Below are 2,045 nucleotides of genomic sequence, written 5' to 3' on the forward strand. Positions count from 1 at the left end.
ACCAACTATAAAGACATATGGGAATTCAAGACCTTTACTTTTATGGATTGTCATCAATTGAACAGCATTTTGAGGTGCATATGCTGGAACTTCATCCAAATCTTTCTTTAAGTTCAATATTTTATCAATGAGATTTATAAAATTGGATAAGCCTTTAAAATTATTCTTTTCAAATTGATCAGCTCTTATTGCTAAAGAATAAAGATTGGCTTGTCTAACAGCACCATTTGGCATTGCACCTACATAGTCATAATAAAAGCGGTCGTTATATATTTTCCAAATTAAATCATACAATGAGTGTGTCTTAGCATAAGAACGCCAACTTGCAAGGGTTTCTAAAAATCCAGTCAACTTATCAAATAATTGTTCAGTAATAAGATCATTTTGAAAACCGCTTCGAGATTTAGCATTAAGTAGTTTTGTATATAAATTATCAATTCTGTTTTCACTCTTACTTTGAAGCGATAAACGAGCAAGTTCATCTTCATCAAAATTAAACATAGGAGACTTCATGAGTGCTACTAATGAATAATCTTGCAAAGGATTATGAAGAACACGTAAAGTTTCCAACATCACCTGAACCTCTAGTGATTTCAAATAAATTTGTTCTCCACTATCTGATGCCGTTGCTATACCAAAATCACTCAGAGTTTGAATAATTTGAGAATTATACGTTCTAGTTGACACTAAAATAGCAATCGGTTTATCTCTTAAAATATCTATTTCTGATTGAAGATATTTAATTCTTTTATTTAATTCTTCTTTTTCGGAATTAGTTACATCTGCTAGTTTTCCCTTTATTGTGTTTATTTCTAATTCATAATTTACAATTTGCTCCTCAATTTCTCCTTGAAGAGTCTTAATTTTCAGTGCTAACAACCTGTATTTATTAGGATTATTAGTCGCTTTATCTGCAATCTGATCTTCGCTAGTATCTGAATCTTCTATTTGGACTTCATCGTCTGATTCATCATACAAAATAAGTTCTGCCTTGTTTTCAGGGTTAGGACTTATTGTAGAATTAGCATAGACAAGTTTGTGCATGTCATCATAACTAATTTCTCCAACTTCTTTGTCCATCAGACGTTCAAAAACAGCATTGGTTGCTGACAGCACTTCTGAACTACTACGGAAGTTCTCTTTGAGTAAAATCAGTTTACCTTCTTGAGAATTTTGAGAATAGAGTTGGAATTTGTCATTGAAAATCTGAGGATCTGCCTGACGGAAACGGTAGATAGATTGCTTAATATCCCCCACCATAAAGCGATTACGGCCATTAGATAGGAGTTCAATCATTCTCTCTTGAATATGATTGGTATCTTGATACTCATCGACCATAACTTCATAGAATCGCTCCTGATAATCCTTACGAACTTGAGGAAATTTTTCTAAAATTTCAATGGTGTAATGACTGATATCCGCAAACTCATAGGCGTTTTCCTGGCGTTTGCGTTGACGATAAGCCTCCACAAAATCACTCATAAAAGATTGGAAAGTTTTAGCTAGTACCCAAGTTTCTTCGTGATAATGTTCTTGAAATCCGAGTATCGTTGCCTGATTTGATAGTTGTTCTAATTTAGCAAACTGAGTCTTTCTCTCTTCATTATAGGCATCAGCAAGTGAATTCTTAGCGTAATTACGCAAGGCCTGACCTCGGCTTTGTTTTGATATATCTATCACGCTCAACAGGACTCTTTTATAGTCTTCGGGGGTAGACTCGTGATTTAAAGATGAAATCTCATTCAAAACCTTGGCAATATTATCCAAATAGGCAGGTTTTGTTTTTTTCTTAGGATCATTATCCAGATGGTAACGGAAAAAACTTTCCAAATCCCAAAGGGCTTGTTTGATTTGTTCAATTAGTTTGTCTTCTTCGCTGGTAAAATCAGCTTTTTCAAATCCTTTAAGAAAATTCTCCTTAAGCCATTTTTGAGGATTACTTGTAGATTGCAAAAAGTCATAAATTTTATAGACTTGATTTTTAAAATTTGATTCATCTTTCCGGTTACCAGCAAAATTTCTAACTAATTTGTAAAAATCTTTCA

At 33.3% G+C, this 2,045-nt stretch carries 1 protein-coding gene; it reads right to left on the reverse strand.

Annotated elements, in window-relative coordinates:
• A partial coding sequence (locus tag D8837_RS09180; RefSeq protein ID WP_142999008.1) for a UvrD-helicase domain-containing protein occupies nt 1–2,045 on the reverse strand: 2,045 nt, incomplete at both ends.

The organism is Streptococcus mitis (assembly GCF_003942965.1).
In the GTDB taxonomy this organism is placed as follows: domain Bacteria; phylum Bacillota; class Bacilli; order Lactobacillales; family Streptococcaceae; genus Streptococcus; species Streptococcus mitis_BH.